At 57.7% G+C, this 26,248-nt stretch carries 24 protein-coding genes and 1 pseudogene; 9 read left to right on the top strand and 16 right to left on the bottom strand.

What is annotated here, in order from left to right; all coding sequences use genetic code 11:
- Positions 1 to 44: 44 nt before the first annotated feature.
- The gene (locus CTR2_RS15905) at positions 45 to 536 is read right to left on the bottom strand and encodes a GNAT family N-acetyltransferase (RefSeq protein WP_087082763.1); all 492 of its coding nucleotides are present in this window, start codon (positions 534 to 536) and stop codon (positions 45 to 47) included.
- 657 nt (positions 537 to 1,193) lie between these two features.
- Here CTR2_RS15905 and CTR2_RS15900 point away from each other — a divergent pair.
- Positions 1,194 to 2,867: a GGDEF domain-containing protein gene (locus CTR2_RS15900; protein ID WP_254913299.1), complete on the top strand. Its 1,674-nt coding sequence runs from the start codon at positions 1,194 to 1,196 to the stop codon at positions 2,865 to 2,867.
- Between the two features lie 1,367 nt (positions 2,868 to 4,234).
- On the opposite strand, the gene CTR2_RS15895 is transcribed toward CTR2_RS15900, so the two are convergent.
- From CTR2_RS15895 to CTR2_RS15855, 9 genes are all read right to left on the bottom strand, one after another.
- On the bottom strand, positions 4,235 to 5,296 hold the full coding sequence (locus CTR2_RS15895) for an NAD(P)/FAD-dependent oxidoreductase (protein WP_054075226.1): 1,062 nt from the start codon (positions 5,294 to 5,296) through the stop codon (positions 4,235 to 4,237).
- A 133-nt stretch (positions 5,297 to 5,429) separates the two neighbouring features.
- Positions 5,430 to 5,873: a lipocalin family protein gene (locus CTR2_RS15890; RefSeq protein ID WP_087084554.1), complete on the bottom strand. Its 444-nt coding sequence runs from the start codon at positions 5,871 to 5,873 to the stop codon at positions 5,430 to 5,432.
- A 228-nt stretch (positions 5,874 to 6,101) separates the two neighbouring features.
- The gene (locus CTR2_RS15885) at positions 6,102 to 6,890 is read right to left on the bottom strand and encodes an SDR family NAD(P)-dependent oxidoreductase (RefSeq protein WP_087082766.1); all 789 of its coding nucleotides are present in this window, start codon (positions 6,888 to 6,890) and stop codon (positions 6,102 to 6,104) included.
- 5 nt (positions 6,891 to 6,895) lie between these two features.
- Complete coding sequence (locus tag CTR2_RS15880) at positions 6,896 to 7,456, bottom strand: DUF3833 domain-containing protein (protein WP_087082768.1); 561 nt, start codon at positions 7,454 to 7,456, stop codon at positions 6,896 to 6,898.
- Positions 7,453 to 8,745, bottom strand: coding sequence for an MFS transporter (locus CTR2_RS15875; protein ID WP_087082770.1), 1,293 nt, complete (start codon positions 8,743 to 8,745; stop codon positions 7,453 to 7,455). Before CTR2_RS15875 ends, CTR2_RS15880 begins: the two co-directional genes overlap by 4 nt.
- Before the next feature lie 13 nt (positions 8,746 to 8,758).
- Entirely contained in the window at positions 8,759 to 9,328 is a 570-nt protein-coding gene (locus tag CTR2_RS15870; RefSeq protein WP_172415207.1) for a chalcone isomerase family protein, read from the bottom strand.
- Positions 9,321 to 10,592: an SAM-dependent methyltransferase gene (locus tag CTR2_RS15865; RefSeq protein WP_054075229.1), complete on the bottom strand. Its 1,272-nt coding sequence runs from the start codon at positions 10,590 to 10,592 to the stop codon at positions 9,321 to 9,323. Before CTR2_RS15865 ends, CTR2_RS15870 begins: the two co-directional genes overlap by 8 nt.
- Positions 10,589 to 11,341: a DUF1365 domain-containing protein gene (locus tag CTR2_RS15860; RefSeq protein WP_087082772.1), complete on the bottom strand. Its 753-nt coding sequence runs from the start codon at positions 11,339 to 11,341 to the stop codon at positions 10,589 to 10,591. Before CTR2_RS15860 ends, CTR2_RS15865 begins: the two co-directional genes overlap by 4 nt.
- Positions 11,338 to 12,687, bottom strand: a complete 1,350-nt coding sequence (locus CTR2_RS15855) for an NAD(P)/FAD-dependent oxidoreductase (RefSeq protein ID WP_087082774.1) — start codon at positions 12,685 to 12,687, stop codon at positions 11,338 to 11,340. Before CTR2_RS15855 ends, CTR2_RS15860 begins: the two co-directional genes overlap by 4 nt.
- 145 nt (positions 12,688 to 12,832) lie before the next feature.
- On the opposite strand from CTR2_RS15855, the gene CTR2_RS15850 reads away from it, so the two are divergent.
- Entirely contained in the window at positions 12,833 to 13,468 is a 636-nt protein-coding gene (locus CTR2_RS15850) for a TetR/AcrR family transcriptional regulator (protein ID WP_034408419.1), read from the top strand.
- Positions 13,469 to 13,571: 103 nt separating this feature from the next.
- Here the strand turns inward: CTR2_RS15850 and CTR2_RS15845 are convergent, their stop codons facing one another.
- The gene (locus CTR2_RS15845; protein WP_054075232.1) at positions 13,572 to 14,069 is read right to left on the bottom strand and encodes a nuclear transport factor 2 family protein; all 498 of its coding nucleotides are present in this window, start codon (positions 14,067 to 14,069) and stop codon (positions 13,572 to 13,574) included.
- 694 nt (positions 14,070 to 14,763) lie between these two features.
- On the opposite strand from CTR2_RS15845, the gene CTR2_RS27575 reads away from it, so the two are divergent.
- Entirely contained in the window at positions 14,764 to 15,066 is a 303-nt protein-coding gene (locus CTR2_RS27575) for a transposase (protein ID WP_087082776.1), read from the top strand.
- Between the two features lie 71 nt (positions 15,067 to 15,137).
- Here CTR2_RS27575 and CTR2_RS15840 read toward each other — a convergent pair whose 3' ends face one another.
- Both CTR2_RS15840 and CTR2_RS15835 read right to left on the bottom strand, forming a co-directional pair.
- Positions 15,138 to 16,130 carry a tripartite tricarboxylate transporter substrate-binding protein gene (locus CTR2_RS15840; protein ID WP_087082778.1) on the bottom strand — a complete coding sequence of 331 codons (993 nt, stop codon included), beginning with the start codon at positions 16,128 to 16,130 and terminating at the stop codon, positions 15,138 to 15,140.
- Positions 16,131 to 16,164: 34 nt separating this feature from the next.
- Positions 16,165 to 17,673 (bottom strand): M81 family metallopeptidase, encoded by a 1,509-nt coding sequence (locus tag CTR2_RS15835; protein ID WP_087082780.1) that lies wholly within the window; start codon positions 17,671 to 17,673, stop codon positions 16,165 to 16,167.
- A gap of 124 nt (positions 17,674 to 17,797) precedes the next feature.
- Here CTR2_RS15835 and CTR2_RS15830 point away from each other — a divergent pair, with 124 nt between their 5' ends.
- The gene (locus CTR2_RS15830; protein ID WP_087082782.1) at positions 17,798 to 18,742 is read left to right on the top strand and encodes a LysR family transcriptional regulator; all 945 of its coding nucleotides are present in this window, start codon (positions 17,798 to 17,800) and stop codon (positions 18,740 to 18,742) included.
- 219 nt (positions 18,743 to 18,961) lie between these two features.
- On the opposite strand, the gene CTR2_RS15825 is transcribed toward CTR2_RS15830, so the two are convergent.
- A complete protein-coding gene (locus CTR2_RS15825; protein WP_087082784.1) occupies positions 18,962 to 19,867 on the bottom strand; it encodes a LysR family transcriptional regulator in 906 nt (301 codons plus the stop codon).
- Positions 19,868 to 19,981: 114 nt separating this feature from the next.
- Between CTR2_RS15825 and CTR2_RS15820 the strand changes: the two genes are divergently transcribed.
- From CTR2_RS15820 to CTR2_RS15810, 3 genes are read left to right on the top strand one after another with little or no spacing between them, the layout of a single operon-like run.
- The gene (locus CTR2_RS15820) at positions 19,982 to 20,974 is read left to right on the top strand and encodes a Bug family tripartite tricarboxylate transporter substrate binding protein (protein ID WP_087082786.1); all 993 of its coding nucleotides are present in this window, start codon (positions 19,982 to 19,984) and stop codon (positions 20,972 to 20,974) included.
- 16 nt (positions 20,975 to 20,990) lie between these two features.
- A complete protein-coding gene (locus tag CTR2_RS15815; RefSeq protein ID WP_087084555.1) occupies positions 20,991 to 22,520 on the top strand; it encodes a M81 family metallopeptidase in 1,530 nt (509 codons plus the stop codon).
- 18 nt (positions 22,521 to 22,538) lie between these two features.
- Complete coding sequence (locus CTR2_RS15810) at positions 22,539 to 23,267, top strand: sulfite exporter TauE/SafE family protein (protein ID WP_254913300.1); 729 nt, start codon at positions 22,539 to 22,541, stop codon at positions 23,265 to 23,267.
- A 28-nt stretch (positions 23,268 to 23,295) separates the two neighbouring features.
- On the opposite strand, the pseudogene CTR2_RS15805 reads toward CTR2_RS15810, so the two are convergent.
- Together CTR2_RS15805 and CTR2_RS15800 are read right to left on the bottom strand one after the other, a co-directional pair.
- Positions 23,296 to 23,919, bottom strand: a pseudogene (locus CTR2_RS15805) (IS3 family transposase); the annotation flags it as partial.
- A gap of 649 nt (positions 23,920 to 24,568) precedes the next feature.
- Positions 24,569 to 24,838, bottom strand: a complete 270-nt coding sequence (locus CTR2_RS15800) for a helix-turn-helix domain-containing protein (protein ID WP_087084556.1) — start codon at positions 24,836 to 24,838, stop codon at positions 24,569 to 24,571.
- Positions 24,839 to 25,076: 238 nt separating this feature from the next.
- On the opposite strand from CTR2_RS15800, the gene CTR2_RS15795 reads away from it, so the two are divergent.
- Positions 25,077 to 25,496 carry a hypothetical protein gene (locus CTR2_RS15795; RefSeq protein WP_087082790.1) on the top strand — a complete coding sequence of 140 codons (420 nt, stop codon included), beginning with the start codon at positions 25,077 to 25,079 and terminating at the stop codon, positions 25,494 to 25,496.
- Positions 25,497 to 25,751: 255 nt separating this feature from the next.
- Entirely contained in the window at positions 25,752 to 26,132 is a 381-nt protein-coding gene (locus tag CTR2_RS15790) for a hypothetical protein (protein ID WP_140401012.1), read from the top strand.
- The last annotated feature ends 116 nt before the right edge of the window (positions 26,133 to 26,248 follow it).

Here is a 26,248-nt window from a genome sequence, read left to right as displayed (position 1 = left end):
GACTGTGCGTGTGTTTGAGGCGGGGCCGACTTCAGGCACTCTGCTCAGCTAACTGACGGAACGGGGCCGTTGGGCGCATAAAGGCGAAAACGCTGAAAGCGAGTACCTTCAATGTTTACTTCGCCGTCAGGCTGGAAGCCTAGCCTGAAAATCCCTTTGATTTTTGTCCTTGAGGGGGGAAGCAGAATTGTGATGGACTCCAGCCTCAGAGAGGTGAATGCCCGTTTAACGATCTCGTGATAAATCGCTTTTCCACTCCCCCAAAAATCAGGATGAAGCACTAAAGCCAGGTCCGCATCGCCTTTCTCGTATTGCAGGCCACCCCAACCAGCAAATTTCTGATTAATTAGAAATGCCCACGGACCGTAGCCATATTGTTGCCACTGTACGTCTTTTTGCTGGACCCATTCTTTTGCCTTCGAAAGATCGAAATTTGCACTTCCAAGCGGCATTTGCCGTAGCACATCGGGATTGTTGTTGAGCGAAATGATGTCTATCAGGTCGATTTCTGTAAGGCGCTTGAATTCCAAGATCATGCTGAAGCTAAATATGTTTGTCTATCGACTCGCAATAGCATATCAAAGCGGTGCTGGCTGGCTGCTGCGTCTTCTACTGACAGGCAGCTCTTGGTGGTTTGCAGGGCAGCGCTCATTGGGAAAGCCATATCGGCCTGGAGTACACAACAGAGGGCACGTCCTCATCAAGCATCATCACTATTCGGCTTGCGCATTACACCTGACATTGTGTTTTTGTGTGTGCCTAGCCAGTTTTCGTTCAGCGTGCCAGTCACCTCTATGACTGTGAGAGTTCCCTCAACCGGGGTGGCTTCTGGATGTTCCTTTTTAATCATCTCCTCGGAGCAGAGATGCCTGGTGGTGCGCCACTTACCGAGCTTGTCTTGAAAGCGCCAGTTGTAGTGATGTTCGATGTGAATGTGAACCCCATTTTTATACTGTTTATTTACACAGCATTAGAGAAATCCGACTTGCTAGTCTGTACGTATGTGCAACCGCAACAACACCCCGTCAGAGATCAAGATTGAGCGCCACTTTCGCATCGGCCGGGAGTTTCCGGGCTGGTGGAGGAATAAGCGCAACAGTAGCGTAGCGGCTGCGCCGACAATATTGGGCGCTATGCGCCTGAGCCGTCTTTTCCTTTGCACCACTGTGCTGTTGCTTAGTCTGGTCTCGTTGATGCTGGTGCGCACTATGTGGACCGACTGGCAGGACGTGCGCCGTGCTGAATTCGGACTGGAGGCGATGGAGCTGGCCTATGCTGCCATGAAGGTCGCCGAACACGCCTCGGCCGAGCGAGGTCCTGCTATCCCGGTACTCAACGATCCGCCCTCGGACGTTTTGCGCAAGCGCCTGACGCAGTTCCAGTTGGAGACCGATGCGGCCTTCGATGTGGCGCTGACGCGGCTGCGCCGACGTGAGGAAGCCGAGCTGCTGACTGCCCTGCCGGTGTTGGAGCGGGCGCGCACGCAGATGCAGGCAGCCCGGCAAGAGCTTGAGCGGGTGGCGGCCCTTCCCCAGGCTGAGCGCGCGGCCGTCGATAAACGCCGCACCCGTCAGGTCATCGACCAGATGTTCGAGGTCGTCGACACGGTGCTAGAGGCGATTACCCTGCTTTCGGCCAGTGCCGAGCGCATCCATCCCAGCCTGTCGCTGCCGCTGGTTGGCGCGCGCTACGCCGCTGAGCTGCGTGAGCATGCTGGCCGCTTGGGCTCGCAATTCACCGCGCCGCTGGCCAGCGGTTCGCCCCTCGGCCCGCAAGAGCGCGACGGCATTCCTCGAATGCTCGGCCGCATCGAGCAGCTCAAGGCTCTGCTGGATGTAAAGGCGCGCACCAGCCTCTCTGATCCGCGCATTGACGCCGCGCTGCAGGCCCAGCAGGAACGCTATTTCGGTCAAAGTTTGCCCTTTATCGCCGAAATTACCGCTCGAGGCCTTGCCGGCCTGCCCTATGGCATGGACTCGGCACAGTTTGTCTCCCGCCATGTCCCGGGGATGCGCAGCATCGTCGATCTGCGGGACACTCTGCACGAGGTAGGCCGCGAACAGACGCTGGAGAAGGTGGCGGCAGCCTGGCGGCGGCTGCGCGTAAACGCGCTGATTGGATGCTGCATCCTGGTGCTGGAGGTTGGCGTTTTCATCACGCTGCGCCGCCGTGTGCTGTCGCCCCTGCTGCTCATCACCCAGCATATGATGGAACTGATGCGTGGCCGGCTGAACCGGCAGCTACCTGCGGTCCAGCGCAGCGACGAGATCGGCGAGCTGCAGGCCGCAGTGCATGCGTTGCAGGCCAGCCTGCAACGAACCCAGGAGCTGGAGGCCGAGCGCGAGGCCCTGATTACCGAGCTTCGCCAGCTCAGCCACCGCGACCATCTGACCGGGCTGATGAATCGCCGTGCCTTCGACGATCAGGCGCCGGCCCAACTGGCCCAGGCCGAACGTCATCGTTGGCCGCTGGCGCTGATGCTGTTCGATTTGGACCATTTCAAGCGCATCAACGATCAGCATGGTCACGAGACCGGCGACCAGTTGCTACAGCATGCGGCGCAACTCGCGCAGGCCCAACTGCGCAGAGGCGATCTGCTGGCCCGCTATGGTGGCGAGGAGTTCATCGCGCTGCTGCCCGATTGCGATGACAAAGCGGCACTGGCCCTGGCCGAGCGCTTGCGCCAAGCCATGCAGCAGCCGCTGCACCGGCCCGATGGCAGCATGCTAAACCTGAGCGCCAGCTTTGGTCTTGCGGTGCAGCCGGCTGGTCTCCAGTCCTCGCTGCCCGAACTCTTCAGCCGTGCCGACACCGCCCTCTACGCAGCTAAGGCCAAAGGCCGCAACCAGGTGCAGTTGGCTCTCTGAGCAGATCAAGCTATGGTCACAAAGCCGTAAAAAGCCATCTCTGATGACCGCTTGGATCGGCGATTCGTCTGTCATGGAGCACAGACTTTTGGTGCCGAGTGCTCATTTCATCTCGCGCTTCAATAATTGAACTCACTGCTGCATGAATTACTTCCAGCACTAGAGGATGGCTTTGACCTCTAAGTGACCTGATGGCATGTATTTCCTCTCTCACGCTTTGGACTTTTCCAAGTAGACGCAGGTCTCTTATGAATGCGAAATTGTTTTCGCCAAGGTGGCTGACGGGAAAGACGCCCAGACCCCTCTAGGCAAATACCGACAGTAGCGCGCTGTCGTGAAATTCACCAACGATGCGTGGGCGTAGTCCTTGAGTGTCGAACCAGCTATACAGCTCCAGGCGCTAGGCGGAGTGATTAGTCGGCAGCAGCACTGATAAGTCGTTCAGCTTGCTAGGAAAGCCTTAATGCTAACCCTTGCCGATCATGTGCGAGTGCCTGGACCATTCAACATACGCGTCTGCCAGCCGTTAGTTGGTAAGTCGTAGGATGGGGTTGTGCGGTGCAGGCTGACTCGCCGGCACTAGGCCCAGACGGTGCAGGGCCAGCTCGCCCTGAAACTGCTCAAACTCACCTTCATGGCGCACCAAACGCAGGTTCGTTGATACAACTGTCGGCTACCGTAACGTGTGTGCAACTAGTTTAGAAACACTATTTGGAAGGTCTACCGCTAGGGGTGCAACCTTGCCACTCGCTGCTTCACGCACTGCATTGGGGATGACCTGGCCCAACTGGAAGTTCTCTTCGGTGCGAGCGAATGTGGCTATGTGCGTCTGTAGGCCGGCGGCGCGCAGGGCACCGACTTCGGCCTGTTCCTCGGGGGGGGCGGCGATGTCCTCACAGACGATGCGGTTGGCCCCACAGCCTGCGCCAGGCCGGGCAGGGTAGGGGCCTCACACTGATTCAAAATGCTTTGCCGAGAGCGTAGTTGCTGGAAGCGTTGCAGCAGGTGTTGAATGGTGTTGGCCAACCAAGCGCTGCTGTGCGGGCTGATGCGGACAGAGGCCCATTGGGTGGTGGCTTGTACATCGGCTAGGAATACCGCGGGCAGCAGGTGCTGCGCCCCCAGCTAGCAGGCTGCGTGCAGCACGGGCTGGTCGTGCAGGTGCAGGTCGTTGCGCAGCCATACCAGGCCGTGCTCATAGCTTCGCTCCGGGTGAAGGCGGCGGTTTGCGTTGGCTGCGGCAACATTCGGAGCAGTACTTAATCTACTCCCACATCTGGGCCCACTTTTTGTGTCAGGCAAACGGGTACCCCCAGCACGGGCAGGGCTTAGTTGGCAGTGTGGTGCATAGTGCGCTTCCAGTAAGTTTATCCGGCATGGGCGAGCAGTGCCATATGGACATGGCGGGCCAAGCTGATGCCGCTGAGCCAGGCGCCTTCCACGGTGCCGTTGTGCAGCCAGTCACCGCTCATCCCCAAACTGGCAGCCGCGTCCCACCAGGAGCCCATGTTCAGCGGGTTGGCCGTGTCGGCATAGCGCCAGCGGTGGGCCGTCGCCTGCACGCTGGCCGGATCGGGGCCGCCCAGTTTCGCAAAGGCCTTTAACAGGACAGCTGTTACCGAGGCTGCGTCGTCTTCCACATGTGCCTCGCTCCATCTGCCGCTGGCGTGCAACAGCCAGGTTTCGGGGCCGATGCGCCCGGGCTTGCTGCTGTCGCGCGCAATCCAGTGCAGGGGGCTGTGCTCGACCAAGCAGCCGTCCACCGGAAGTGGCACCGGGTGGGCGCAGCGCACCATAACCGACCAGCAGGCGCGCATCCGGGTATTGTTTGACAGAGTGGTGGCTTCAGAAGACACGCCAGCCAGCAACTGCGCGGCCTGCGGTGCGGGCACAGCCAGCAGTAAGGTTTGGTAGCGCAAGGACTCGGTGCCGTGTTCGAGGCTGCGCAGCAGCCAGCCATCGCCCATATCGGCCTGCAATGGCTCGATGGTGGATTGCCATTGAAAGCGTACCGGGTTGGGACTGCCCGTCATGCAGCGCACCGAATGTGCAGCAGGCGAGGTCATGCGCGGAGTGCCGACAAAGCGCTGCCCGGCGCTGGTTTGAAGCATGAAGCGTTGCCCATCGTAGCTGCCGATGCGGGCGGACCATGAAGCTACAGCCCCGGCTTGTTCCCACGTTGCTACCTGGGCGCGGAAATCCGCATCGTGCGCCGTGAAGTACTGGGCGCCATGATCGCACTGCCAGTTCGCATCGCTATCGCTGCTGCGACGCGTGCTCATGCGCCCCGAAGGACCACGGCTTTTGTCAAACACATGCACCTGGTGCCCGGCATGGGCCAAGAACTGTGCACAGCTGAGCCCTGCCGTACCGGCGCCAATGATGGCAATGCGGTGGGCGGTGCTGCCCGCTGTAGGGTGAGAAGTCATCATGTCAATGGAGTGTCTGGCTGAGGTTGACTACCTGTGACTGGCACGAATGAGTCGGTTCACTGCGATGCAAAAGGCCGCGGTGCGAACTTCAAAGTCGTTTGAAAATGCTTGTACCTGGCGGCAATGGGCGCTATTGGGGCACCCGGATTACACGACTGAGATCTACGCCGAAACTTTTAGCCTTTAGCAGCAGCAAATGAAGTTGCTCCTCTGGGATGGACTTCTGGCGCGACAGCAGCCAAAAGTAATCCAGGCTACCGCCTATGACCAGAGAGGTCTGGTATTCGTCGTCTAGGCTGACAACGTTATAGCCGCCGTAAAACGGGCCAAAAAACGAGACTTTCAGTGCCGCTACATTGGACGGTCCTAAAAAGTGGGCTTTCCCCTCGGCTTTGCGCCATTCCTGCTTGCGCGCGTCAAATCCTCGATTCAGCACGGAAATGCTGCCATCCGCGTTGAGCTGATAACGTGCTGCCACTTGGATCAGATTTTTCTCAAAGTGGTGATCAATGCGGGCCAGCTCATACCAAGTTCCAAGATAACGATTGATATCGAAATGGCTCACCGGATCCACCCCACGAGGTACAGATACGGCGCAGCCCGATAAAGCCAGCTGGGTCCCGACAAAGACGGCCGCTAGCGCTGTAGCGCGCATGAAAGAGCTTCTTGAAATATGCATAAAGCGCCTCGATAGTGTGAAGTAAACAGAGACCACGGCAGGCTCTGGTGTACGAGATTCAGGCTGAATGGCAACAGTGCATCGACGTATGCGCACTTGAAGTGCAGACGGCTGCGGGTGAGATCACATTCCGGTGACACGACGTACCGCCGAGAAATACCAGCTATCGGGCAGGCAGCGCATGAGCTTCACCCAGCGCGTGAAGCGACGGGGAAAGTTCATTTCGAAATGCCCCAGCCTCCAGCCGCGCAAGATATGCTGAGCGGCTTCTTCAGGGCTGATGAGAGCCGGCATCTTGAAGCTGTTTTGTGCGGTCAAAGGGGTATCCACAAAACCGGGATTGATGATGGAGACTCCAAGGCCCCGAGGGTGCAGATCCAGATAGAGGTTCTCTGCCAGGTTGTTGAGCGCGGCTTTGGTGGGCCCATAGGCCAGGGACATGGGCAGGCCCCGGTAGCCGGCCACACTGCCGACCAGAGCCAGGTGACCACGCCCGGCCTCCAGCAGCATCGGCATGACAGCGTCCAGCAGTTGCAGAGCGCCGACATAGTTGACCGCCAGATGCTGCTGCATCTCCAGCAGATCGAAAGCTGTCGCGCGTTGCGGTCTGTACCGGCCTGCGCAATACAGCACCAGATCCGGCGCCCCTGCATAAGCTTTCACCGTCGCAGTGGCCTCAGCCATGGTCTCGGGCTGGGTGACATCCAGCGGCAGGACCAGAAAGCCGCTGCGGCCTAGGGTCAAGGAATGCAGAGCAACTGCATCTCTGGCCGATACGATGACCCGAGCGCCTTGCGCATGTAGAGCCTCTGAGGTGGCTCGCCCTATGCCTGAAGAAGCGCCGACTATCCAGGCACATTTCCCTTGCCAGTGGGACAGCGGCGGATTGAGCCTTGCGTGCAGCAGCGACATCGCACTTACTCCTTGACGAAGGACAGAGTCACATCGCCCAGATGAACACCGAATTTGCTCATGGCAGCACGGTTGAGCATGGTGCGCCCATCCATCAGATACATCCAGTCATCCATACTCACGTTCCAGACCTTGCCGTCCACGGGCAGGGCCAGTACATAGTTCCAATGGAAGGCGTTGCCGGCCGTCTGGCCCTGAGCCTGCCCCACCACATCGTCTGCGTGCCCGCTATAGCGGCCATCACCCAGATATTTCAGATGCCAGATGCGCTGCTGCGTGCTGCCGTCGCTGTAGACAAAGTGCTCGTCGAGCACGCCTTCGTCGCCGTTCCATTGGCCTGTCATGCGCACAGTGAAGCGCTTGACCACTTTTCCGGATCTGTCCGTGAACAAGCCGTGAGCGGTCAATGGTCCGTTGAAGTACTGACGCAGATCCAGTTCTGGGCGCTCCTGGGTATATTCCTGCACAGACGGACCCGCGCAGCCGGCCAGCATTCCCATGAACGTCAGTCCTATTGCGGCGCGGCGCCAAGGCAGGAATGAGAAAGTACTTGTCATGGATTTCATTTCAGTCTCCAAGATTGGTGCAGGCGCTCGCCACGCCACAGGCAAGCCCAGGCCATCAGTTTGAACAGGCAGGGAAGGCCTCCATATGCCCATGCCAGTGCCTGCAAGCCGGCAGGGTCGGTCGTGTCGCTGCGGTATCCCATTGCGGCAAGAAGCGGCAGGCACAGTCCAGCTGCCAATGCCAGATTGAGCTTGGCAGCACAGGCCCACCAACCTAGATAGCGTCCCTCTGCAGAGCCTCCTTGGCCAGACTCGTGGATGACGCCGGTCAGTAAAGCCCCAGGCAGCGCCAGATCTGCCCCGAGGGCCAATCCGCTTGTCAGACAGATGATGGTGAAGATCCAGCTGTCGCCGGCCCCGAGCCAGGGGGTGATGGAAAATGCGATCACGCTCGCCAGCATGCCGGCGCGCCAACTGGGCGCCAGCCCCCAGCGCGAGACAGCCTTCACCCACAGTGGCAATCCCGCAGCGGCGGCACCGAAATAGCACAATAGAAGTAGTGGCTGCAGATCCGGCGCATGCAAGCGATCCATCACGAAGAACGGCAGCAGTGTGGCGGGTATTGCTGCTGCCACGCCGTTGAGCATGAATACAGATAGCAGTCTGCGAAAACTTGCGTCCGCCCATGGTGAGGGCATAGCAGGCTTGGTGTGCAGTTGTACGGTGGACGCCGGTATCGCACTGGACCGTCGCAGGCTATGCAGCCCTAGCAAGCCCAGGACAAGCGCCATCATGAGCACCATGCTGGTTGCATCAAAACCCAGCCAGGTGGGCAGCACGCTGGCTAGGAGTACGCCAGCGAGAGTTGAACCTTCGCGCCAAGCGGTCACGCGCGCGCGCCAATCAGGCTCACCTCCCCAGCGCGCGCCCCAGGCCTGGTGCAAGATGCTCACGGCGCTATAGGCCAGAGTGCAGAGCAGCAGGCTGGCAGCCAGCCAGCCCAGCAGACTGGCTTGGCTGGCGTTTGGAGGATGCCACAGCGCAGCGAAGCCCAATGCCATGAGCACGCTGCCGAGCACCGCGGCCAGCCATGCGGCACGCAGCCCGCTTTGCAGCAGGCGATCGGCCATGCGTCCCAGGGCTGGGTCGAGCACCGCGTCCAGAGCGCGGGTGGCAAGCAGTACCGCCCCCAGGCCAGCCAAGGGCACCCCGGCGACCGCTGCATAGTGATGAGGCAGGTTGACATACAGCGGCAGCGACACGAATGCCAGCGGCACGCCGAGACCTCCATAAGCGAGCCCCACACGCCAGGGCAGCGGCTTGGATGGAGCTGAGCTGGGGGAGGGCATGGTCTTTGTCTCCTCAGCGCTTGCCCAGCAGTGCAGCGCGTAGGCCTGGCGCCGAAGTCTGATCAGACAGCCAGATACCAAAAAACAGGCGCGCGTACTCTGCATCCTGCAGGCGTGCGGTTTCGCGTCCATTGTGGAAAAAGCTCACATCCCCGGCTCCGTCAGTCACGCCCAGCAGTCGATCCTGCGCAGCGACATCAGGAAAGGCCTTCTTCATCATCATCAGCCATTGGCGTGCCTGTGCTTCGGAGAAGCTGCCCACGCGCCGCATCTCGGCCACCGATCGCTCGGCGATGGCCTCACCCTCCAGCTTGCGGTCATAGACCAGCTCCAACGCGAACGGCTGGCGTGCATAGTCCGCCGGCTCGAAGTCCGCCTGCGCCCAGAGACGGGCCTCGTAGACCCGCAGACCAAAAAAGCGCAGCACGCCGCTTCCAATCAGGCGCGCCGAGGGCAGGGTGGAGCGCAGCTCCGCAGGGGCGGCAGGCGTAGCTGCCAAGAGGTTGTGGGTCATTAGAGTCATAGTGGGAGCAAGAAGGCTGGCGCTCCAGACCAGGGCTTGGCGCCGTCGAATGTCATGCATGGTCAGGCCTGCGCAAAGTGAACTGGACCACATCGGTGTTGCCCGTATCAAAGGCCGCTTCGCAATAGGCCAGGTAAAACCTCCAAATGCGCACAAAGCGCTCATCGAAGCCCAGGCTTCGCACCTCATCAAGGCGCTGCTCAAAGGCGTGACGCCAGCGTCTGAGCGTTTCGGCATAGTCCTTGCCAAAGCGCATCTTCTTTTCCACCGTCAGGCCGGCGCGTTGGGCCTCTTGCTCGAAGGCCGTAACGCTGGGCAACAGACCGCCCGGGAAAATGAACTGCTGGATGAAGTCGGTGGAGTGCAGATAGCGCGCAAACAGGTCTTCGCGCAGGGTGATGGATTGCAGGCAAGCGTAGCCGCCGGGCTTGAGGCAGTCGCGTAGCACCTGGAAATAGGTACGCCAGTATTCATGCCCGACGGCCTCGAACATCTCGATGGACACAATCGCATCAAAGGGCTGCGCCGCATATTCAGCCACCAGATCCCGGTAATCTTGGTAACGCAGGTCGACTTGAGCCTGCAAGCTTGCTTGTGTGATGCGCTGCATGCCCCACTGCAGCTGCTCGCGCGACAAGGTGACGCCGGTCACCTGTGCGCCAAACTCGGTGGCCGCCGTCTCTGCCAGCGCCCCCCAGCCACAGCCGATTTCCAACAGGCGCTGACCAGGCTGGAGTCCTGTTTCGCTCAACGCACGTCTTACTTTGGATAGTTGTGCCTGTTCTAGGTCGGCGGCTTGTAAGGCTGTACCGCTGAGCCCTTCGAACCAGGCAGAGCTGTAGCTCATGGTCGGATCCAGCCACAGCCTATAAAAGTCGTTACCCAAGTCATAGTGGGCATGAATGTTTTTTGCGCTCCCCGCCCGCGTGTTGCGGCGAAGCAGATGGCGCAGCCTGAATCCCAGGCGGCCCCACCAGTGGCCGTACACCAACTGCTCCAGATGGTCGCGATTGCTGATGCAAAGTCGCAATAGCGCACTGAGGTCATGGCTGTCCCATTGGCCATCTATATAGCCCTCGGCTAGTCCAATATCGCCCGAGCTCAGGATTCGGTCCAAAGCTTCCCAGTGCTGAACTGCACAGCGTGCGTCTGCTTCCGCTGCGATCTGCTTCGGGAAATGGCGCACTCGTCCATCAGGCAATTGCAAATCCAGTTGGCCGTGCGGCAAATGCTCCAACAGTTTCATGACGCGACTGGCGCTGCGTGGCAGGGAGCGCGTTGAACCGGCGGACTTGCTCAGTAGGGGGACAGTGGTCGTGTTCATCGTGTTACAAAGCGCTTGGGCGCAGGTGGTTTGCGATGGAAAGGAAGCCGCTTCGCCCAAAGGCGGAGTGCCTGCCAGTGGATGCGGAAGATGACTCCGAGTGTCATCAGCGGCGTGCCGAAGAAAGCCTGGCGCACTGTGGAGGTGTTCAAGGGATGCAGTGTCCCTTCGACGCCCGTGCGCAGCAGCGGCCCTGTCTCGTCGTAGAGATCCACGAGCGCCAGATTGGTGCTTTCACTGCGTTTGAAGCGGAAGCGATACTCTCCCTGGGTCTCGCAAAATGGTGAGACATGAAAGCACTTGTGCGCCACATGCTCGCAATCCCAGGCGAGCTGAGGTCCTGCGAGAAGATAGGCATGACGCTCACCAAAGGTGTTGTTGACCTCGGCCAGGATTGCTGCCAGCGAGCCATCTGCTCGGTGTGCGTACCAGAAACTCACCGGCTTGAAGGCATAGCCCAGCACGCGGGGAAAGGTATGCAGCCAGATTTCTCCATCTGCATCCCGGATACCTTCTTGCTGCAACAGCTTTTCGAACCAGGCCAAAGAGTCGCAGCTGCCGTCGCCATGATCGCTGTCATGAAAGCTGAGCCAGCCGCGCCGATTGCGCCGCAGCACTGCAACCGGATGCTCACGCAGGCTTCGCATGGGAAGCAGCAGAAAATATCCGGGGTAACGGAATGCATGCTCGACTGGCCGAAGCCGGCGATGCCAGATATGGCCAAAGCCAATCAGAGGAGGAACGCTCATAGAGCTTCCTCCAAGATGGCCCCTGGGAGCACTGGTTGCTGTGTGTGGCTCAGAGAGTGGAGCACTCCATCGGCAGCTTCGAGACCTGAGCGTAAGCCATCTTCATGAAACCCATAGCCACACCAAGCGCCACAAAACCAAGTATTGCGCCTACCTTGTAACTCACCAACACGCTGTTGTGCAAAGATCGCAGCCTGATCGAAAACAGGGTGGCTGTACTGAATACGCGCATGAACTTTGTTCTCTGCGACTGGTCGAGTTGGATTCAGTGAAACCAGTACGGGTTGCTGCCAAGGCAGGGGCTGTAAACGGTTGATCAGATAGTGCAGACAGACACCGGCATTCTCTGCGCTGAGGGATGGTGCACGTTCGTAGTTCCAGGCCGCCCAGGCTGCCTGGCGTTGCGGCAGCACGGCTGTATCGGTATGCAGAACTGCTTCATTGGGCTGGTATCGAATTCCACCTAGCACTGCACGCTCCAACGGTGTCGCATCTTGACCCAGCAAACGCAACGCCTGGTCACTGTGGCAGGCCAAAACAACCGCATCAAAATGCTCCGACCCATGGGGCATCTGCAGCATGACCCCATGCGTATCGCGCTTCAAACTCAGCACTGGGGTGTCCAATCTGGTTTCATGGCGACCATCCTGCTTAATTCGGGCAATCATGCGACGCACGTATTGCTGAGAACCGCCGCGCACGGTGTACCACTGAGGCCGATGTGTGACCTGGATCAGTCCATGGTTGTGGCAAAAGCGAATCAAGGTGGCGACGGGAAAGCGCAGCATCTGATCCGTAGGGCAGGACCAGATGCATCCAATCATGGGCAGCAGATAGTCGCTGCGAAACGCTTTACCGAAGCCATGCTGGTCCAGAAAGTCCTCTATTGAAGCATTGAGCTGTGCCTCGATCTGGCGTTCTGCGATATCTGTGGTCAGGCTGTTGAAGCGCAAGATCTCGAGCAGCATGCCGATAAAGCGGGGACGCAGCAGATTTCTGCGTTGAGCGAAAACTCCTCCTAAGGAGCTGCCGCTCCACTCGAGTCCGCACCTGCCATCGACGCTGGGAACTTGAACTGAAAAAGACATCTCGGAAGGTGCCGTTTCCACATTGAGTTCACTAAACAGCTGCGTGAGCATGGGGTAGGTACGATGATTGAATACTAGGAATCCTGTATCTACGCCATGGCTTACATCATCTAGGCAGAGCTCTAACGTGTTGGCATGTCCGCCGAAATGGCTGGTCGCTTCGATTAAGCAAACGCCGTGCGATGCTTGGGAGGTAGCTAGACGAAATGCGGCGGCCAGACCGGATATGCCCGAACCGATAACAGCTATGCGAGGCATGAAAGCTCCTTGAAGTATTGGGTGAACACTCAAGAAAACCAAAAAGATCAAATCTTGAACTGCTTAGTTCAAACTATAAACCTTAAATTTCAAATTTGCACTATCTGGTGTGCAAGATGATCTTGTGCGTCCTAAAATATTGGCTATGAACGCTCGGTCAACAATCAAAGAACAAATTCAACGTGTACGGGAAGAGGCTGTCGTGGCGGCGGTGAACCGCCTTTTGGCGACTAAGGGCTACGACGCGATGACGGTGGATGAGGTCGCTGCTGAAGCAGGAGTCGCCAAGGCCAGTCTGTACAAGTTGTTTACTTCCAAAGAAGAGCTAGCCGGCGCAGCGATGGTCGGCGTGCTGGATCGTGCTTTGAGTTTTGTGGATGGCTTGCGCCGAGAGGCCGAGCAGGTAGCCGAATCCGGTCAGAGCACTCCTGCGCTGGATCAGCTCAAAGCAGTCGTGCGGTGGGCTATGCAAACGCAACTGGAAGGACAAATGCCCTCACTTCCGGCGCAAAATTCGAGTCTCAGCGCCTCATTGCAATCGAACGACGAGTACATGGATCGACTCATTGCGTTGAGCAATAGGCTCAGTACGTGGATTACCGAAGCCCAGACAGGTGGTCATTTGCAGTTGCGACTACCCGCTGAACTAGTACTCTACACTCTGTTCGCGCGCGCCTGCGATCCGGTCGTGGCATTGCTCAAGGAGTCAGGCCAATACACGCATGACCAGATCATCGACTGGGTAACAAGCACGACTTTCGATGGTTTGGCCGTGAGATAGCGCTGCTCTCTCTTTGCTTTAGGGTTCGGAAGATTCGGACGATATTGATGGTGGGAAAGCCATCTCTTGCCACCGTGGCAAAAATCGCCTCTAACGCCAATTGCTAGGATGCGGAGCCATTCGTGTGTACTGACTTTGCAGGCGCCGACACTTTACGGCGCAACCAGCGCATCAAGACCCCAAGCAACGGCAATTTCTCGTACAACTCTTCTGCGGTGTCCCAGTAATCACGGTGGTGAGTTACGCGGCCTTCGCAATCGAAGCACACAGAAGAAGCGCCGCGAATGCACTGCTCAACCTCGGACCGCCAGAGACCAAGCCGGAAACGGAACTCCCATTCCAGAAATGCTCGATCGCCTTGCACCAGCGTCTGGGTAACTACAAAGCGTGGCTCCTGCAACGAGGCAAACATGTGTTCAAAAATGCTGGCGATCGCTGTCACCCCACGAACTTCGTTGAAGGGATCTTTGAAGAAGGCATCCGCCGCATAGTACGCGTCAAGCCGTTGTAGATGTTCTCCTGTCAGCCCTTCGTAGAACTCGACAAGCCTTTGAACAGCAACCCGACTGTCATGGTTGCACGAAAATTTGTCCACATTCATTGAGTACCACCTGATGGTAAGCGCGTTATTAGGACAAGGCGAGCATAGAACACAGGCTTTAGGAAGCAGGCTTAACTTGCAACTCCCAAATAATAGTAGTTGCTCTGGTATGGCTAGGAGACTTTACTTGTGCTCTACCGGGACTCATTTAGGACTGAGTTTTCCCTAGGCGGATTTGCCGCCTGGGGCGAAGCCAGCTAGATGAAGAGGAGGATTCTTCCATCTTACCGGCCTGTGGGCATAGAGGTCCACATTGTTGAGTTCGTAGTTGTGAGTGTTAGAAGTCGTTGCACGAACATCGAATTTCGTGAGCTCTAAGGAGGGATCGCGGTAGCGTTAGCATTAGTCGTTCGAACACTCAATCTGGAGTCCGTGGTCGACTCATGTGTATTCCGGTTGAATTGACCGCCTGTGCGGTTGTGGCTGACCGGTGTACTGGTCGTGACCGACTGAGTTCGGCCAGAAGCTGTCGTCCGGAGCGTGGCCGCGAACAGCAGGTCTAGGCTGATTGCTGTCGCTACGCCTTGGTAAGTCTGTGACCGCTCCCGCCGATACCAGACGTTGACCCGATATCTGACCAAGCGTCCGCTGAGTACCTCAAACCGGAACTTGCCACCCCATGGCGCTCCATACTGGACTGCCCCTAGGCAAGTAGACAACCGCGATCTATCTTTTTGAGCATAGGAGGCAGTCCATGAGCGCACAGAGGTTTACGCCAGAATTCGAGGAAGAAGCGGTCAAGCAATTCACGAAGAAGGGACCCTCGGTGGCTGAGGTCGCAGTCCGTTTAAGGGCGTCTACACATTACCTGCATAAATGGGGCAAAGCCGTATCTTTAGTCAGAAGCGAGCAGCAGTCCCAAGAATTGTATGTACTGAAAGTCACTGCACTCGCGCCCGCGCAAACGCCTGGTTCAGCACCCGGTGGTCGAAATCCGCGGGCGCTTTTAGTTACAAAGCGAACCGCCCCTCGGCTCAATGTTCAGGCGCAGGTTTAAATATCACAACCTGCTCCCAATTAAAGAACCACTATTCCAGAGCGAGGTTGTTACTTCATACGGTCAAAAGATCAATCATTCGCGATGAAGCCAGAGGACTCAACTATGGGTTTCCACTGCGCGCGCTGCGTCTGGATGATCTTGCCCGCTTCGGAGCCAGGCAAGCCAGTGATTTCCATGCCCGCCACGGCCATCTTGGCGCGCAAGCCCGGATCCTTGACTGCCTCGATGATGGCTTTCTCAAGTCGGCTGACGGTTGCTGCAGGTGTGCCAGCCGGTACGAAGGCCGAATACCAACCTGAGGCCATGTCGAATCCGGGAATTCCGACTTCTTTAAGCGTGGGAACATCAGGGAGCAAAGTGGAGCGCTTGGTACCGGTCACGCCCAGAAAACGCAGCTTGCCGGACTTTTGCAGCCCGACCTGGCTGGCAATGGCGTCAATGCCTATGGGTAGCGAACCACCCATTACATCGGTGACCATCATCGACGCGCCGCGATAGGCGGTGGGAGTCAGAGGTAGATTCAAGGACTTGCTCATCACTAAAGTACCGAAATGAATGGTGCCACCCATAGACGCCATGCCAACGCCGGCAGTTTCGGGATGATTGCGCACCCAGCTAACATATTCGGGCATGGTCTTGAACGGCTGATTGACGCTGGTGGATGCGACCAGCGGTACGTCCGCAAGGTGGGCCACGGGAATGAAATCCTTGTCGGGATCGTAGCCAGGGCGCGCATAAGTCATGGGAAACAGAACAAATGGCGGCGCTGGCGATAGCAAAATTGTTTTTCCATCCGGCGCAGCCCGCTTGACCGCTTCAACCGCCAGACGAGTCGACGCGCCCGTTTTGTTCTCCACCAGGACGGTTCCACCTAGCGAAACCCGCAGCTTGTCCGCAATCGAGCGCGCGAGCACATCGAGGGCGCCGCCCGGCGCAAAGCCAATGACGATGCGTGTGGGCGTGGCATCGGCCTCGCCGGCCACAGCGACACCGGGTGCAATTGCCGCGAAAGCGACAGCCAGCACGGCACTTACTTTGCGCAAGGAGAAAAAACGTTCCATGGATTTGCCTCGATTGGTTTTTATAAAGGGAATGTCAGGACACCGAGAATTCCAGCGGGGTATCCAGCTCCAGCGGATAGATGGGCCGGCGCAGATTCTCGAAAGGAAACAACTTGTAGTCAGAGCTGCACACGCCCGGGCCCGCCACCAGCACGATGTGCTGGGCAATGGGACCGAATCCGGCGCGAAAGTGCTGTCGTGACTTGATCAGAATGTATTTCTTGCGCGCCGGATCAATCCCGGCATGGGTGAACACCCCGGTGTCGAACGGTTCCTGCGGTTTCTCGCAGACCATGACCAGAATGCCCCCCATGTCCAGTACCGCAGTCCGTCCCAGACTGAGATGAACACCGGTGAACATGGGTCCGGTGACCTGATAGTTGCCATCGGTAATGCACTTAATGCGCCCGCTCAACTTCAGCGGCTGACCCTTGAGCTTCATGGCCGGCATATCGGTCTTACCGCCCACCTCCAAGCTGATGGTCTGGCCAACACCTGCCGCTATCATTTGTGCCACGGCGCCGGGGTCACAGAAAGGACCTGCCACCACATCATCAAGGCCCTGACGCATCACTTCCGCCAATACGGCCATCTGGTCCGTAGGCCCGCCTGCACCACAGTTGTCGCCATGGTCCACCAGAACAATCGGCCCACCCTCGAGCGTCTTGGCATGTGCAACCGACTCAGCCATGGGCTCGACGGGGTAGACAAAATCGGCACGCCGCTCCCAAGCCATCTGCGTCAGCTCATCTAGCAACTGCTGGGCAGCCTGCTTCCGACCGGCATCGGCCACCAGCAGCACGGTCAGGCCAACGTGGGGAATGTCCGAAAGCGGAAAGCCGCCGAATAAGGAAGCATTGAGCACCTCGCCATCGAGCTCCGCGGCCAGGACACGGTCCATGATGTCCTTCATAGGCTGCTCCCGCGGGGATTGGCGCAGCATATGGGTGAGCATGGGCAGCGTGCGGCGGAGGATGACAGGCTGCACCTCGCCTCGCAGCTTGGCCATCAGCGTGCGCGCGGCACGCACACCGGTTTCGTAGACATCCACGTGCGGGTAGGTGCAATAGCCGGCAATAACCGTTGCGTTACTCACCAGCGCATCGCTGAAATTGGCATGAAAATCCAGTGCGACCGCAATCGGTATCTCGGGTGCCACAGCCCGAATGCGTCTGAGTAACTCGCCTTCTGCGTCCGCAAAGCCTTCGGCCACCATCGCGCCATGTAGATCGAGCATCACGGCATCGCATCCCTCACGCACCGCGGACACAATGCGCTCGCTCATGAATTCGAAGGCCTCGGCCGTCACGATCCCGCTGGGAACGGCATTGCCCAACAGCGGCATGACGAACTCATCGCCCTGGCTGCGCACGATGTCGATAAAGGCTGCAGCCGCGTTGTTGGTGCCTTCACAGGCGCGGATGGCATTTTCACCAACCGCCGGTCCATTGGTGTCCGAGCCACGATTAAAGGCCGTGAGCGGCGTGGCAATGGGGGAGAAGGTATTGGTTTCATGCCGCATCAGGGCAATGACAAAGCGCATTTTTTCGTTCCTTGGCTCGCATGATTTCGCTCGCGTTCAGGAAAATATAGTCCAGGCACTCATTAGCTAAAAGCGAATTAATATTGATGTATGTTGAGCAAATAGTTAACCATCTGGGAATTGCATGTTGTCTGCCGTCCATCCCGTCCAATCGCTGCTGGCGCGTCTCAAGCTTCGTCATTTGCGCGTGATCCAGGCGCTGGGAGAACTGCGCACCGCAGCCAGAGTGGCAGAGCATTTCCATGTCAGCCCGGCTGCTGTTTCAAAGACGCTTTCGGAAGTGGAAGAGATAGTCGGCATGCCCCTGTTCGAACGTGAGCATCGAGGAATGCGCCCCACCGAAATAGGCAAGGAAATGTTGGAAGGAGCCGCCATCGTCATCGGGCAACTCGGCCGCATGGCAGAGTCGCTACATGCGCTGAAAGAGGGCACGCAAGGCCAGCTCAGCCTAGCCTTTCGCACTACCTCGATGCACGCTTACATTGCTCAAGCAATTTGCACATTCCGCGAGAGCCATCCGAACGTGGACATCACCATCGTGGAAGGCGGAATCCTGGAGCTGATCGATCAACTCGACGAAGGTGTGCTTGATCTGGTGTTTGCATATGACGATCCGCGCTTTGAACAGGAATTCTTGCGCCGCACACCCATGCTTGCGGAGCAAGCGCTTCTCGTTGTGGCCAGCGTGAATCACCAGTTGCTCGGTCGCAAACGGCTTACGGCCAAGGAATTGGCCGAGCATCCATGGTGCTTGCCAGTTCAAGGTGGGCGCATGCTATATCACCTGCAAGCTGCGTTTCGCGCCTTGGGTGAGGCGCCTCCGACCCAAGGAGTGCGAGTCAGCGACGTATCCATGACGACCAAGCTGATGCAGGCAGCTGATTTTCTGGCGGTCTATCCGCAGCACATCGCAACCCAGCTGGAGCAGGAGGGGCTGGTGCGAGTTCTGCCCTTCAAACTGGACAGAAAGGTTGAGCAGGTCGTTGCCGTGTGGAATGGTGCTCTGGTTTCCCGTTCAGCGGCGAAGGCATTTCGGAATTTCATTTTCAACGGGAAATCAATGGCCTAATTTCGTTGATGCAGCCGCAATGGATATCAATTCTGAGAGTGACTAGTGGCACGATCCAACGTTCCTCCTTGTAAGAATGCACGAATAAGCAAAGGTCGCTTCTTCGCTTGATGGGTAACTCCAGATGGCAATAAGTCGCCTGTAGATGGTTTGTCTCCCTCAGAGTTGGAGAGATGAGTGTTCGTGAGATTTCAAGCAACTTAGGAAAATCTGGTGGATTCATTCCTCAAGCGCTGTTGGCGAAAATTGCTCCAATATGATTGTTTTAAGACGTTCGGCCGCAGGCGGTAGCGGATGGTGGCGCGGCCAGATGATGTTCAGATGCGTGCGCAAGGCAGGGTCATCGAGTGGTACCAGGGTCGGAAGCCCTTGCATGCCGAGCTGCGCAAAGCTTTCCGGAACAAAGGCCACCCCTAGGCCTTTTTGCACCATCAATAGCATGGGCAGCGTTTCCACGCCCCAATACAGCACGTCTGGCGTGAAGCCTGCGTCCTGGCAGGCGCGCATCAGCATGTCGGAAATACCGGAGCCCAGCAGCGAGCTGTGAAGCAAAAAGCGTTCATTACGCAGCTCTCCGATATGGACCTGGGCACGGTCATGCAGCCTGTGGCCCGGCGGCAGAGCCAGCCGCAAGGGCTCATCCATGAGTATCTGGTTTTCCAGTTCTGGCGCTGTGTACTGGCTGCGGCAGATGATCAGATCTAGGCTGCGCTCGCGCAGGCGTTGTAGCATATAGCCAGTCTCGCCTTCATGGACATGCACGGTGATTTTCATCCCACTGACCGTAATGTGCTCCATGACACTGGGCATGATGAAAAGACTGGCGGCTGTGGCACAGCCTATGTGCACTGTGCCGCGCGACCCCAGCTCCGCTTCCCGTAGCTCCTGTCGCATGGCTTGCAGGCTGGCCTGCAAAGCTTTGGCACGCAGATAGAACAGCTCCCCCGTTGCAGTTGGTACAAGGCGATGCCCGCTGCGATCGAACAGTCCCACGCCCAATTCATCTTCCAGCTTGCGCAGCAGGATGCTCAAGGGGGGCTGCGTCATGTGTAGGCGCACGGCGGCAGCCGAAACGCTGCCTTGCTCGTAAACCGCGATAAAGCATTTCAGTCTGTGCTCATCCATATACTAACTATATAAAAAAATACTCAATATATATTAGACGATATCGAGATGCGTTTTTATACTCCGCCCGTTCGCACTCCACTGGAGTCCGAACCTCATAAACAGGAGACACGCATGCACCACATCCGCCGACAGGTCTTAGGCCTGGCACTCACCACATGTCTGACGCCCATGTTGGGCCTGAACGCCGCCCATGCCGAGGCGGAATGGCCAAATCGCCCGATACGGATCGTGGTGCCCTATCCGGCCGGCGGTACGGCGGACATCATGGGACGCTTGGTCGCCAACAAACTGGGCAAGGCTTTTCCCAAAGTGAGCGTGGTAGTGGAGAACATCTCGGGTGGCGCCACCGTGTCCGGAACGATGGCAGCCCTGCGCGATCCTGCCGACGGCCACACTTTGCTCATGGCCAGCGACAACACGCTCAACATCAACCGTTGGTTGCTCAAGGACGTGCGCTACGATGGCGACCGTGATTTTTCCCCTGTCACCGTTCTCGTGACCTATCCCCACTGGCTGATCGTCAACGGGCAAGGCCCGTACAAGAGCTTCGACGATCTGGTCAAAGCCATACGCGCCAAGCCAGGTAAGGTATCGATCAGCGTCAATACCGTGGGTGGAGCTGCTTATCTGGCTCTGGACAACTGGCGCCGCGAAAACGGTCTGAATTTCGAGATCGTGCCTTACCGTGGATCGCCGCCGGCCGTGGCCGATCTGATTGGCGGCCACATCGATGCGCACCTGGACGTCGTGGGATCGTCCATAGCCCATGCTCGCAGCGGACGCGTACTGCCAGTGACCGTGTTGCAAAACACGCCGCTCAAGGAATTTCCCCAGGCGATTCCGCAAAACGAAGGCAACCCCAAGTCATTGAATGCGCGTGTCAATCTGTCTGTGGTCGTGCGCAGCGGCACGCCTGCCGCCATCGTGGACAAGCTGTATTCCGTGCTGAAAACTGGCGTCAAGGAGGAAGATTTCGTCAAGACTGTGGACATGATGGGCCTGGCCACGGTGATGTATGAGCCCAAAAAAGCCAAATCCTTTCTACAGCAGGAGACCCAGCGCTATCGCGTGCTGATTGAAAAATCTGGCCTGGAAAAGCAATAAGCAGGAAATGCACGCCATGAAGTTTGTTGTTGCGCTGATCCGCCACGAAACCAATACTTTTTCGCCTGTCAGCACGCAGCTGAGTGACTTTAGGCGCGGCACCGGCAAGAGCGGCCCAGCGTATGGCGAAGCCGCCCGCAAGGCCTGTGAAGGGACGAACAGCGCCGCCGCCGCCTATCTGGACCTGGCCCGTGAGATGGGGGCCGAGGTGGAATTTGCGATCTGCGCTAATGCCGTACCTAGCGGGCTGGTGACGCGTGAAGCGTTTGAGAGCCTGTGCGATACGGTGGTGCAAAGTGTCAGCCAAGGCTGTGATGCGGTGCTGTTGGATCTGCACGGCGCCATGGTGGTCGATGGCTTCCCCGATGCAGAAGGCGAGTTGCTGCGTCGTTTGCGCGAGTCCGCGCCTGCCGGCCTGCCGATTGGCGTGGCCCTGGATTTTCATGCCAACTTCAGCTCCGAACTGATCCGCCATGCCACGGCGATTGCTGGCTACTGTACCTATCCGCACATCGATATCTACGAAACCGGCGTACGCGTAGGTCGCAGCATTCGCGCATTGCTGGAAAAGCGCAGCCAGCCGGTGATGCTGTGGCGGCGCTTGCCCATGCTCACGCATATGTTGCGTCAGGCCCCTTCCATGCAGCCCATGAAGGACATCATGGATCGTGCCATGCAGGCCGAGAAAGATGGACTGGTGTGCAACGCCTCGGTGTTTGGCGGCTTTCCGCTATCCGATATCGACTGCGCAGGCCTCTCGGTGGTCATCGTGGCGGAACGCGCTCAAATCGACGCCGGCAATCGCCTCCTGGATGAGCTGTGCGAGCTGGCCTGGTCGCGGCGTGCCGATTTTGTCTTCCCGGCCGAGTCGGTGACAGCTTCGGTAGCCTACGCCAAGACGCTGGAGCAAGGTCCGGTGGTTTTGGTGGATCATGGCGACAACTGCGGTGCCGGGGGCACTACAGACATCATGGCGGTGCTGGAGGAAGTGCTGCGCCAGGGGCTCGAGGATGTGGTGGCCGGCCCCTTCTGTGATCCTGCAACCGTGGCAATCTTGGTCGAGCAGGGCGTGAATGCCGAAGTGACCGTGGATCTTGGTGGCAAGATCGATATGCCGGCGCTGGGCTTGACCGGCCAGCCACTGCGCTTGACCGGCGTGGTTGAGCGCCTGACCGATGGCGAATACACGGTCACCGGCCCCATGTTCACAGGCATGCGGCTGAGTCTGGGACGCACGGCTGTGCTGCGTGTGGGCTCGGTGCGTATTTTCATCTCCGAGCGGCCGCAGGAGCCCAACGACACCGGTGTTTTCACCCATGCGGGCGTGGACCCAACGCAATCCAAGTATGTGCTGCTCAAGTCGCGCCAGCATTTCCGCGCGGGATTCGAGCCTTTTGCGCGGCATATTGTCTTGATCAGCGGCCCAGGTGTGTGCAGCTCCGACTATGGACTTTTCCCATTTAAGCATCTGCGCCGTCCCATGTATCCGCTCGATGCTGACGCCAGCTTGGCCCAAGCCGAAAGCTGGACGTATGACGTACGTTGATATCCAGAGGGGCTGATTTTGGATCTGGTTTATCCCGTTTGTGTCGTGTTGCTCGGCTATGTGGTGCTGGGCATTACGGGGTTTGGTTCAGCGCTGGTCATCGTGCCCTTGCTGGCCTGGCATTGGCCCCTGCCTGAAGTGGTGGCTTTGACCTTGCTCATGGATGTGCCGGCTTCCCTGCTGCACGGTGGTCTGAACCTGCGCCAGGTGAGCTTTGCCGAGTTACGGCGCTTGCTTCCGGGCATTGCGGTCGGCGCCTTGGCCGGCTTGTGGCTATCCAGCGTGCTGGCAGCGACCTGGCCCTTGCTGGTGCTGGGTCTGTACGTCGTCATGGTGGGGGCGCAAACGCTGCGCGTCGCACCAGCTAAGCGCCCCCAACTGGCCACACCTTGGGCCTATGCCATGGGTGGAGCCATTGGGGTAGTTGAAATGTTGTTTGGGACAGCAGGTCCGCTGGTAGTTGCAGGGTTCAGTCGCCGCTTATCCGATGTGAATGTGGTCCGCGCCAGCACTCCCGTGGCAATAGCTGCCAGTGCCTGCGCGGTGCTGGCGACCATGGGGTGGTCAGGTAGGCTGTCCCATATTGATCTGTGGCAGCGTTGGCTGGCTTTGATTGGTGTGGCGGTTCTCGGCGTGATGTTGGGTAACCGAATGGCACATAGCGTGCCGCCTCTAGCCTTGCGTAAAGTCATTTGTGGTCTACTGATCGTCAGCGGACTCACGCTGGTAGCGCATGCCTTGAACTAGGAGGGGGGGATAAAAACTTGGACTGGTTTTATGCCGTAAGTCCAAGGCTTACTCGATATTCAATGGGGCTGAGGGAGCCAAGAGAGATTTGGATCCGCTTTTCGTTTTACCAGCGGATGTTCGAATCGAGCGCATCGATGAATTGCTCGATGGTGGGGCCTTTCCAGCCCCTAGGATAGAACTGTTCACTCTTGGGTCGACCGAAGAAGCCCTCGCTTGCAGCGATGTCAGGAAAGCAGGTCTTACGAGACATTGAGCATGTGAGGTTTGCTTCGATCATTCTCGATAGCCAGCCGGGCCAGCACTAGCGGCCTTCCGTGTTACAGGGCACTACCGGACGCTCGGTGGTTTGCGCAAACGTCTCACTGGCGGCATCCAGCATCATGTTGGCCAGTTCCGCGTCTGGAGATGTTCCAATAGTCCAACTCACCACCATGCCGATGAGGTAATCGATAATCGGTGACAGGTGAGCCTTACCTTCCGTAATCTCGAACTCCGTGATGCCGGTGCGCCATTTCCCGTTGGGGGCTGCGGCCTGTAAGTCGCGGTTGATGTTGTTCTCGGGCGCGGGGCTGATTTCGCCGAGATAAGGCGTGTAGCGGCGCCGCTTGTGCTTTGCAACGCCAAGACTCTCTTGCTTCATCAAGCGTTGCGCTTGGCAATCTTGCCGATCCCTTGACTACTGTCTGGCTAGGCATTTCCGGTGCGTCGGCGGCCAGTGTTTTGCCATTTACTACAGTCTTGGGAGCGGCATCTTGACGATTGCTATAGGCACACTGCCGCTCACGTTGTTCGGATCTTAAGGATATGGCCAGCTTCAAGGGCGGCTCATGGTTCCAGCACGTATCGTGCAAGTCGGCTCACCATTTCTTTTCAGCTGGCCCTCGCAAACTGGGGCAACTAGGCTCTGTGACTGTCGTCTCTGCTGGTGATCACCCTATTGTCTACTACATACGAGAAACCAGTTCTTGAGGGTCAACTTTTCGGCTACTCGGGATGACTGCTATCTGGCTGAAACCGGGTGTTCCGGTAGCCGACATGAGCTACTGCAACCGCTGCGGAGCAGTCGTATGCGTATTCCGGTTGAATTGGCCGCCGAGGGCTAGTGGGTCAATTTGGGTGGAAATCAACAGACAAGGGGCTGGGCGAGCGGTGGGCTTTGGGCGTAGCTCAAGCCTACCGCTACAAGCCTGTGGCTGACAAAAACTGTGAACTTCCCAAGAGGATTAGGGCTTGGGCTTAGCGTCACCGGCGCTACGGTGTGGCCATGATTTACCTGAAACTGCGCCAGCCCACAGGGCTTATTTGGGTGGATGCTGCTCCGCCAACCCTAGAGGTGCATCGGCGAGTTGGGAAGCCAATTCCGAGAGGCTCACACCAAGGGCGTTGCACCAGCGAATCGTCTCGATGATGTCTAGACGTCGGTCTCCTCGCTCACACTTGCTCACAAAGACTTGTGTTTCCCCCATACGTTGAGCCAGCTCAGTCTGAGGAACTTTGGCCTCGATGCGAATGCGCTTTAGCAGCGCCAGAAACACTGCGTAGTCACGCGAGTGAACCGTCTTGTCCATTGGCAACTTTCTTGGAAAGTGCCAGAGCATGAATTCCCATATGGAATACTCCAAATTAGATTAGTCTAAAATAGAATATTGCTGCAATTGATATGCGACACATTGAGTAGGAAAGCGTGCCTCTAGTGGATGCCGTATCGGTACTGACATGTCAAGTGGCTTTCATACTCGATCGCCTCGTTTTTTGCTGGTGAGTTCCTGTTGGCTGCAGCACGTTTGAAGTTGCTAAGGAGTTTTTGTGAAGTTGAAGGATTTCGGCCCCATTGCCGCGCCGGACATTGAATATTTAAAAGAACAGCTCAGGAAATATGGGTGGGAAGGCTTGGTGCCATCGCGTCTCAACGATGAGGCACTTCTTAGCCTGGCCAAAGATATGCGCTATCCACAAATACGTGGGCGGATGCATTGGGTTCCCGAAGTCGGGTGGTGTAGCGAAATAGTTTCGTTTGTCGTCAATGCCATCGTGTTCGGGACTGGTAGACGCGGCACCAGCACAGGCACCAAAACGGCGGTTACACCTGACGGAATGGGCTTGGCAGTTGGCCATTTTCAGTATCTCGTCGAACACGAAATCGTTTCCAGGATTATTGACCGTGTCTTTGCGCCTGATGCCATAGGAGATGCCGAGGGTATGAGGGAACTTGCGCAAGGTGCTTGAGGCGCTCTTGGGCGACGGGCCATTGGGAGCACACGCTGTTACAGCAAGCGGGGCTATGGATTCATGGTCCTACGCACAATTCATGCCGGTATGAGGTCAACGGATGCAAGGTGGTCTGCAATCCGCGCGGCTATCCCATGGGACGGCTATCGAGCCAGTTCGAAAACGAGACATTCGATCCGAGTCTGCTGCTGGAGCAGAGCCCGCAGGGGCACTGGCAAGTGTGTGAAATCTAAGCTTTGTCGTCAGGTCGTCATGAATCATCCAGAACCTACAGCAGAAGCCCGGCTGCGTCATTTCTTGTGCCATCGCAAGGGCTCATTGGACGCAAACATGCAGGCTTGGCTGAATCAAATTGCCGATGACGATGCACGCGCCGTCCTCATCGAAGCAGAAACCGGACAACCGCCACCTAGGCTTCAACTGGCCTTACATTGCGCAAGCCAAACTTTGAAGGATGAAATCGCCAGCCAACCAGGCTTTGCCTTGCAATTTTTGGAACGTGCTACTCCTGCCTTTGACTCGCTGCGATCCAGGTATCTGCAGGTATGGGTTGCTGAATTGCTGGATTTGGCCCGGTCGGTAGTCGCCAAGTATGTGGCAGATTCTGTCTTGGCAGAGTTGCTTAAACCGTGACGCATAGTGATGGATTTCATCGGTGCTGTCGCATGGCTCAAGCCTTGATTTGCCTGCAAAACTGCGCTGCCAGGGCTGTTTGAAGATGACCTGCCGGAGGTGTCCATGAACACACT

The sequence above is a fragment of the Comamonas thiooxydans genome (genome assembly GCF_002157685.2).
Classification (GTDB): Bacteria; Pseudomonadota; Gammaproteobacteria; order Burkholderiales; family Burkholderiaceae_C; genus Comamonas; species Comamonas testosteroni_H.
This window is presented reverse-complemented; position numbering and strand designations above follow the sequence as displayed.